At 63.3% G+C, this 6,990-nt stretch carries 9 protein-coding genes; 6 read left to right on the top strand and 3 right to left on the bottom strand.

What is annotated here, in order from left to right; all coding sequences use genetic code 11:
- Window positions 1-47 precede the first annotated feature (47 nt).
- A complete protein-coding gene (locus JQ635_RS38780) occupies window positions 48-647 on the top strand; it encodes an SDR family oxidoreductase (protein ID WP_433996597.1) in 600 nt (199 codons plus the stop codon).
- A 65-nt stretch (window positions 648-712) separates the two neighbouring features.
- Here JQ635_RS38780 and JQ635_RS38775 read toward each other — a convergent pair whose 3' ends face one another.
- The gene (locus tag JQ635_RS38775; RefSeq protein ID WP_018648443.1) at window positions 713-1,597 is read right to left on the bottom strand and encodes a 4-hydroxyphenyl-beta-ketoacyl-CoA hydrolase; all 885 of its coding nucleotides are present in this window, start codon (window positions 1,595-1,597) and stop codon (window positions 713-715) included.
- Between the two features lie 341 nt (window positions 1,598-1,938).
- On the opposite strand from JQ635_RS38775, the gene ykgO reads away from it, so the two are divergent.
- The 3 genes from ykgO (at window position 1,939) to JQ635_RS38760 (ending at window position 3,230) form a co-directional block, all read left to right on the top strand.
- Window positions 1,939-2,064: a type B 50S ribosomal protein L36 gene (gene ykgO, locus JQ635_RS38770; RefSeq protein ID WP_006611362.1), complete on the top strand. Its 126-nt coding sequence runs from the start codon at window positions 1,939-1,941 to the stop codon at window positions 2,062-2,064.
- 118 nt (window positions 2,065-2,182) lie between these two features.
- A complete protein-coding gene (locus JQ635_RS38765) occupies window positions 2,183-2,839 on the top strand; it encodes a tetratricopeptide repeat protein (protein WP_211415020.1) in 657 nt (218 codons plus the stop codon).
- Between the two features lie 124 nt (window positions 2,840-2,963).
- Entirely contained in the window at window positions 2,964-3,230 is a 267-nt protein-coding gene (locus JQ635_RS38760) for a hypothetical protein (protein ID WP_211415019.1), read from the top strand.
- Here JQ635_RS38760 and JQ635_RS38755 read toward each other — a convergent pair.
- A complete protein-coding gene (locus JQ635_RS38755) occupies window positions 3,227-3,409 on the bottom strand; it encodes a hypothetical protein (protein ID WP_211415018.1) in 183 nt (60 codons plus the stop codon). The two genes, JQ635_RS38760 and JQ635_RS38755, sit on opposite strands and share 4 nt — an antisense overlap.
- Before the next feature lie 330 nt (window positions 3,410-3,739).
- Here JQ635_RS38755 and JQ635_RS38750 point away from each other — a divergent pair, with 330 nt between their 5' ends.
- Window positions 3,740-4,696 (top strand): alpha/beta fold hydrolase, encoded by a 957-nt coding sequence (locus tag JQ635_RS38750; RefSeq protein WP_211415017.1) that lies wholly within the window; start codon window positions 3,740-3,742, stop codon window positions 4,694-4,696.
- Between the two features lie 33 nt (window positions 4,697-4,729).
- Here JQ635_RS38750 and cycA read toward each other — a convergent pair whose 3' ends face one another.
- Window positions 4,730-5,140 (bottom strand): cytochrome c-550 CycA, encoded by a 411-nt coding sequence (gene cycA, locus JQ635_RS38745; protein ID WP_211415016.1) that lies wholly within the window; start codon window positions 5,138-5,140, stop codon window positions 4,730-4,732.
- A 229-nt stretch (window positions 5,141-5,369) separates the two neighbouring features.
- Here cycA and JQ635_RS38740 point away from each other — a divergent pair, with 229 nt between their 5' ends.
- Window positions 5,370-6,863, top strand: coding sequence for an FAD-linked oxidase C-terminal domain-containing protein (locus tag JQ635_RS38740; protein WP_211415015.1), 1,494 nt, complete (start codon window positions 5,370-5,372; stop codon window positions 6,861-6,863).
- Window positions 6,864-6,990 lie beyond the last annotated feature (127 nt).

Here is a 6,990-nt window from a genome sequence, read left to right as displayed (position 1 = left end):
TATGACTTTTCCCTGCTGGAAACGCCGACCATGATGATGCCGGGCCCATAAGCCAATCGCGAGGTCAGCTTCTGGCCAAGCCGGACTCAGGGCGAGTTGCGCCAACGCGCTGCAATCAGGGGGCAGAGCAGACCTCGGACGAAGAGCAGCGCAAGCTAGACAGTCGGCTGACGTCCTCGCCGCGTCCAGCCCTCCCGCTCGGCGAGATCACGGTCGAGCACTACGATCAGACTTTCGACGTCAATGTGAAAGGGCTCGTGTTCACGGTGCAGAAGGCCCTGCCGCTGACGACGAAGGGGGCGTCGATCATTCTCACCGGTTCGAGCACGGGGGTGATGGGGACGCCGCAGTTCAGCATCTACAGCGCCACCAAGGCTGCGATCCGCAATCTGGCCCGTAGCTGGGCGCAGGACCTGCGCGGCACCGGCATCCGCGTCAATGTGCTGTCTCCGGGGCCGACCAAAACGGAGCTGGCACTGGAGGTCGTCGGCGAGGAAGCGTTCAATGCACTCGGAAGTGCCACGCCCATCGGGCGTGTGGGCGACCTCTCCGAGACAGGCGCGGTGGCAGCGTTCTTGGCGTCCTCGGACAGTAGCTTCATGACCGGCGGCGAGGTCTTCGTCGATGGAGGCCTGGCGCAGGTCTGACGTCTTCGCCTGAACGTGAGGGCTTCGATCAACGGGATCGAAGCCCTCAATGCTCAGCGTCCGCGCTAGATCCCCAGCAGTTTTCGCGCGTTCGCTTTCAACACCTTCGGCCGGATCTCGTCGCGGATGTCGATCTTGGCGAAATCCGACAGCCAGCGGTCCGGCGTGATCACCGGCCAGTCCGAGCCGAACAGCATCTTGTCCTGCAGAATCGAGTTGATGTAGCGCACCAGGATCGGCGGGAAATATTTCGGCGACCAGCCCGAGAGGTCGATGTAGACGTTCGGCTTGTGGGTCGCGACCGACAGCGCCTCTTCCTGCCAGGGGAAGGAGGGGTGGGCGAGGATGATCTTGAGGTCGGGGAAGTCGGCCGCAACGTCGTCCATGTACATGGGGTTGGAATATTTCAGCCGCATGCCCATGCCGCCGGGCATACCCGAGCCGACGCCGGTCTGGCCGGTGTGAAACAGCGCGATCGCGCCGCCATTGTTAATCTCTTCATAGAGCGGATAGGCCATGCGGTCGTTGGCGTAGAAGCCCTGCATGGTCGGGTGGAATTTGAAGCCGCGCACGCCGTATTCCTCGATCAGCTTGCGCGCCTCGCGGGCCCCTAACTTGCCCTTGTGCGGGTCGATCGAGACGAACGGGATGAGGACGTCGAGATGGTCGGAGGCGGCCTCGATCATCTCGTAATTGTTGTAGCGGCGGAAGCCGGTCTCGCGTTCGGCATCGACCGGGAAGATCACCGCGGCGATGTTCTTGGACCGATAGTAGGCCGCGGTCTCCGGCACCGTCGGCGGATGCTTGTTCGGCGACTTGAAATACTCCGCCATCTGCGCCTGGAAATCGTCATAGCCGTCGTCGGGATGGCAGCCGCAGGGCTCCTCGGCGTGGGTGTGGATGTCGATAGCAACGACATCGTCGATATTCGGCAGCTTCAGCTTCGGCATTGGTTTCCTCCCGACGGGTTGTCAAATTGATTATATGATATAACGAATTTGGCAAGGCGTCGCTGGAAGCAAAACCGCAGCCCGCAAAAGTCGTTGCTGTGCCTGACCCCTGAGGAGGAGATCGGGCCGATCCGGCCGCTTCTACTGTGCATGGGGTTGTTTTCGCGAAATTGCCGGTTCGGAACCGGGCAGTTAACATTGACATGACCTCCCGCCATGCCTTAAGAACCGCCCCGTCCCGGGCGGTCGGTCCGCCAGCGGGAAAGATCTCATTTTGCCACATTCGCGCGTGCCGAAACGGTAGTGCCGAACACGGCCTTTCGAACGTTCAGGATTCTGCCATGAAGGTCCGTAACTCGTTGAAGTCGCTGCGCGGTCGCCATCGCGCCAACCGCCTGGTCCGCCGCAAGGGCCGGGTCTATGTGATCAACAAGGTGCAGCGCCGCTTCAAGGCTCGCCAGGGCTGAGCTGAGCGGCTGATTGCCCTCGCGGACGCCTTCGCGCGCCCCGCAAGACCACGGTCTCACACGAGTTTGACGCCGCCTTTGCTTTGCAAGGGCGGCTTTGCGCGTTTAGACTTTCACCATGGCAGTGAGATTCCCTTTTGCGCGTACGCTGTGCCTGGCTCTGCTTCTGGGGGCCACTGGCCTTGCTCCGGCCTTTGTTGCTCCAGCCTTGGCGCAGCAGATTGAGCCGCCGCCCCCGCCCGGCAAGCAGAAGAAGCTGCCGGAGGCGCCGTCCAAGTTGCCCAAGGTCGACCGCAGCAAGAATCTCGATTTCCTGTTCGGCGCGCTGAAGGCGGCGCCCGACGAGGCCAGCGCCAAGCATGTCGAGGCGCGGATCTGGGCGATCTGGCTCCAGACCCCGAGCGACACCGCGGCGCTCTTGATGTCGCGGGCCAAGACCGCGGTCGACGCGCAGAAGATCGAGATTGCGATCAAGCTGCTGGACTCGGTGATCAAGCTCAGGCCCGACTACATCGAGGCCTGGAACCGCCGCGCCACGCTCTATTACATGCAGAACGATTACGGCCGTTCGCTCGCCGACATCCGCGAGGTACTGATCCGCGAGCCCCGCCATTTCGGCGCGCTCGCTGGCCTCGGTATGATCATGCAGGAGGTTGGCGACGAGAAGCGTGCGCTCGAGGCCTACCGCAAGGCGCTCGCCGTCAATCCGCACCTCGAGAAGATCCCCGACCAGGTCAAGGCGCTGACCGAGAAGGTCGAAGGCCGCGACATCTAGCTGAGAACTCGATCAGTTCTTGAGTGAATGCGGCGCCCGCGGATTAACCACGATGGCAAGCGCTGCGTTTTAAGGCCTATTGTCGGCCCGGCCACAGGCTTACCTGCATTGCAGGAGCAAAGCCATGAAGCGTTTGATCTTTGCGGGTAGCTTGCTGCTCGCGTCGGGAACGATGAGTCTTGCCGACGGACTGTTCTGGGTGGTCGGCAATCGCGCCACCGGCAGATGCGACATCGTGACCAGCAATCCGGTCATCATCGGCGATATCTGGTTCGGCGACGGTCCCTACAAGTCCAGGGCCGATGCCAAGCTTGCCCGCTCGACGATTCGCGCCTGTCCCGCGCCCGCCCCCGATGAGGAAAAGGCCGAGGACAGTACGAACCAGGACTAATGCAGGACGCTGCCGCCGCGCTCGGCGAGGCCGTGATCGGCCGCCGCGGCGTAGGCCTTGGCAAGCTCCGCCTCGAGATGCTCGTTGATCAGGAGCAGCGCCCGCACGGCACCGCGCAGGTCGCCGTTGCAGCTCGCGACGATCTCGTCGATCGCAGTGTCGTTGGATCTGAAGCTCATCGAAATTCTCCGGTTCAAATCAGGACAAATCCTGCCGGCCTTTCCCGCATCCCCTGAAGGCTGCAAGGAGGATCGGCGCCCACCCGCGCCTAAATGGCGGAACCGACCATGGCGATTATATGGAAGCCGCGATGACGGTCGCATGAAGCTGGTCCGAAGCTTGCGTGTCGCAGGGCAACATCATTGATTCCATTTGTTTTTTCTGCTTGGCAATTATGGACATATCCACAGCCCCCTTAATTTCTGTGGAAGTGCTGGAGTGCCCGGGGCGAAACTGCCGCGCGCCGCAGTCGTAATTGTGAAGTGCCCTGGATCGCCCGGATTCTCTCCATGATCGTGATGTCAGTCGTGACGGCGCTGGTTCTGCTGGTGCTGGTCACGCAGGCCGGTGTCGTCGCCGTGCAGCGCGCCTTTCCGCCGCAGGGCCGCATGATCGAGGTCGAGGGCGCTGTGCTTCACGTCGTCGACATTGGTCCGCGCGAGGCCGGCCTGCCGATCGTGATGCTGCATGGCGCGAGCTCCAACCTCGAAGCGATGCGGCGTCCGCTCGGCGACCTCCTCGCTAAAAACCATCGCGTCATCCTGATCGACCGTCCCGGCCATGGCTGGAGCACGCGCGCGCGGCGGCAGGATTCGACGCCGCAGGTCCAGGCGCGGATGATCGACGAGGCGCTTCGAAAGCTCGGGATCGATCGTGCGGTCTTCGTCGTGCATTCCTGGAGCGGTGCGCTCGGCGCGAGGATCGCGCTCGATCATCCGGCCCGCGTCGCCGGCCTCGTGATGCTGGCGCCGGTCACCCATCCCTGGCGCGGCGGCGTCGGCCGCTACAACGAGCTCATCGCAACGCCTGTCATCGGCCCGCTGCTCGCCTACACCATCACGCTGCCGCTCGGCTATTTCGTCACTGAGGCCGGCGCACGCAACGTGTTCCTGCCGCAGACCATGCCGGATGGTTTCGTGCAGGACTCCGCGACGCCGCTCTTGCTGCGCCCGCGCGAGTTCATCGCCAATGCCTATGATCTGGTGACGCTGAAGGAGTCGGTCGCTGCGCAGGTCGCGCGCTATGGCGAGATCAAGGCGCCGGTCACGATCATCGCCGGCGAGCCCGACAAGACGGTGAAAACCGGCATCCACGCGCGCCCGTTTGCAGCATTGGTGCCGAATGCGAAGCTGATCGTGTTGCCCGATCTCGGCCACATGGTGCAGAACGCCGTGCCGGATCTGGTGAAGACGGAGATCGAGACGATGATCGGAAACATCGTCCCGGCGCAGGCGGCCGCCGACTAAAGCGTTTTCGAGCGGCGGCCGCCGTTCGCGCGCTTACTGCTTGATCTTCCCGTCCTTGTCGAACTGCGAGATGAAGGTCCAGAGATTGTTGACCTCGGTCTCGTTCTTGATGCCGGCGAACGCCATCTTGGTGCCGGGGATCTTGGCCTTGGGGTCCTTGATGTACTCCTTGAAGGTCGCTTCGTCCCAGGTGATGCCGGAATTCTTGTTCGCATCCGAATAGCTGTAGTCCGGCGCAGTGCCCGACTTGCGGCCGTTGAGGCCGTTCAGCTCGGGGCCGACCTTGTTCTTGGCGCCTTCGCCGATGGCGTGGCACGCCAGGCACTTGTTGAACGACGTCTTGCCCGCGGCGGCGTCCTGCGCCATCGCTTTGGAAGATATGGCGGTGGACGCTGCGGCAGTCATGGCGAGGGCTACCAGCGCGCCGAAAGTCAGTTTTGTCATAAGGGTGCTCTTCGTCTCTTCCCGGGTCAGATGGAGGGTCGTGGTTTTGGCAGGTCCGGTGCAGGTGGACAAGCCGTGAAACCTTGACAGGTTTCCTGATAGCAGACTTGCCCCAGAGAGAACTTGCGCTGCAACAATGCAATGCGACCTTCGGAGGACCTACCCAAAGACGGCAAGACATGATTGATTTGCCGGGACAATTTCCTCCGTCGGACGAAGGCTTCGTAATATGGCCATCATGATGCCCGCGAGCGACCAGAAAGTGCTGGCGCGTCGCAGCGAGATCGTCGCCGCCTTGCGCGCGATCGTGCCTGGCGAAGGCGTGATCGACAGTGCCGCCGAGATGCGGGCCTATGAATCCGACGGGCTGACCGCCTACCGGCAGCCGCCGATGGTCGTGGTGCTGCCCGATACGACCGAGCAGGTCTCGCTCGTCCTGAAATATTGTGCCGAGCAGGGTGTCAAGGTGGTGCCGCGCGGCTCCGGCACCTCGCTGTCAGGCGGCGCGCTGCCGCTGGAAGACGGCGTGCTGCTCGGCCTCGGCAAGTTCAAGCGCATCCGCGAAATCGACTTCGACAACCGCGTCGTCGTCACCGAGCCCGGCGTCACCAACCTCGCGATCAGCCAGGCGGTCGCGCATGCCGGCTTCTACTACGCGCCGGATCCGTCCTCGCAGATCGCCTGCTCGATCGGCGGCAATGTCGCGGAGAATTCCGGCGGCGTGCACTGCCTGAAATACGGCATGACCACCAACAACGTGCTGGGTTGCGAGATTGTCCTGATGAGCGGCGAGATCCTGCGCATCGGCGGCAAGGGGTGCGAGAACGCCGGCTATGATCTGATGGGCGTCATCACCGGCTCCGAAGGCCTGCTCGGCGTCATCACCGAGATCACGGTGCGCATCCTGCAAAAGCCGGAGACGGCGCGTGCGCTGATGGTCGGTTTTGCGCAGGTCGAGGCGGCCGGCGAATGCGTGGCGCGCATCATCGGCGCCGGCATCATTCCCGGCGGCATGGAGATGATGGACAAGCCCGCGATCCACGCCGCCGAAGCCTTCGTCCACGCCGGCTACCCGCTCGACGTCGAGGCGCTGCTCATCATCGAGCTCGACGGGCCCAAGATCGAGGTCGACGAGCTGATCACGCGCGTCGAGACCATCGCAAGAGGCTGCGGCTCGGTGACGCTGCAGATCTCCAATTCGGAAGCCGAGCGCAACCTGTTCTGGGCCGGCCGGAAGGCCGCGTTCCCCGCCGTGGGCCGCATCTCGCCCGACTATCTCTGCATGGACGGCACGATCCCCCGCGGCGCGCTGCCGAAGGCGCTCGCGCGCATCCGCGAGCTCTCGGAAAAATACCAGCTCGGCTGCGCCAACGTGTTCCACGCCGGCGACGGCAATCTGCATCCCTTGATCCTCTACGATGCCAACAAGCCGGGCGAGATCGAGCGCGCCGAGGCTTTTGGCGCCGACATCCTGCGCGCCTGCGTCGAGTTCGGCGGCGTGCTCACCGGCGAGCACGGCGTCGGCATCGAGAAGCGCGATCTCATGGGCGACATGTTCACCGAGATCGATCTCAACCAGCAACAGCGCCTGAAATGCGCCTTCGACGCCCAGGGTCTGCTCAATCCCGGAAAAGTGTTTCCGACCCTGCACCGCTGCGCCGAGCTCGGCCGCATGCACGTCCATGCGGGGAAGCTGGCATTCCCGGACATTCCGCGGTTCTAGCCGCGGTGACGGTGCACCCTCTCCCCTTGTGGGCCTGTTGCGTAATCCGTCAGTTGTGATTCCCTAGGGCAGAGCCTTGGAGGGTAGCGATGGCGGTTAAGCGGACAGGACAGCCGAGCTTTGTGGA

The organism is Bradyrhizobium iriomotense, from assembly GCF_018130765.1.
GTDB lineage: Bacteria > Pseudomonadota > Alphaproteobacteria > Rhizobiales > Xanthobacteraceae > Bradyrhizobium > Bradyrhizobium iriomotense_A.
The sequence above is the reverse complement of the archived record's forward strand: the minus strand, read 5'-3'. Positions and strand labels throughout refer to the sequence as shown.

What these genes read in the sequence shown, in the direction of transcription:
- JQ635_RS38775 (WP_018648443.1), bottom strand. Translation starts at nt 1,597, where the DNA reads ATGCCGAAGCTGAAGCTGCCGAATATCGACGATGTCGTTGCTATCGAC.
- ykgO (WP_006611362.1), top strand. Translation starts at nt 1,939, where the DNA reads ATGAAGGTCCGTAACTCGTTGAAGTCGCTGCGCGGTCGCCATCGCGCC.
- JQ635_RS38765 (WP_211415020.1), top strand. Translation starts at nt 2,183, where the DNA reads ATGGCAGTGAGATTCCCTTTTGCGCGTACGCTGTGCCTGGCTCTGCTT.
- JQ635_RS38760 (WP_211415019.1), top strand. Translation starts at nt 2,964, where the DNA reads ATGAAGCGTTTGATCTTTGCGGGTAGCTTGCTGCTCGCGTCGGGAACG.
- JQ635_RS38755 (WP_211415018.1), bottom strand. Translation starts at nt 3,409, where the DNA reads ATGAGCTTCAGATCCAACGACACTGCGATCGACGAGATCGTCGCGAGC.
- JQ635_RS38750 (WP_211415017.1), top strand. Translation starts at nt 3,740, where the DNA reads ATGATCGTGATGTCAGTCGTGACGGCGCTGGTTCTGCTGGTGCTGGTC.
- cycA (WP_211415016.1), bottom strand. Translation starts at nt 5,140, where the DNA reads ATGACAAAACTGACTTTCGGCGCGCTGGTAGCCCTCGCCATGACTGCC.
- JQ635_RS38740 (WP_211415015.1), top strand. Translation starts at nt 5,370, where the DNA reads ATGGCCATCATGATGCCCGCGAGCGACCAGAAAGTGCTGGCGCGTCGC.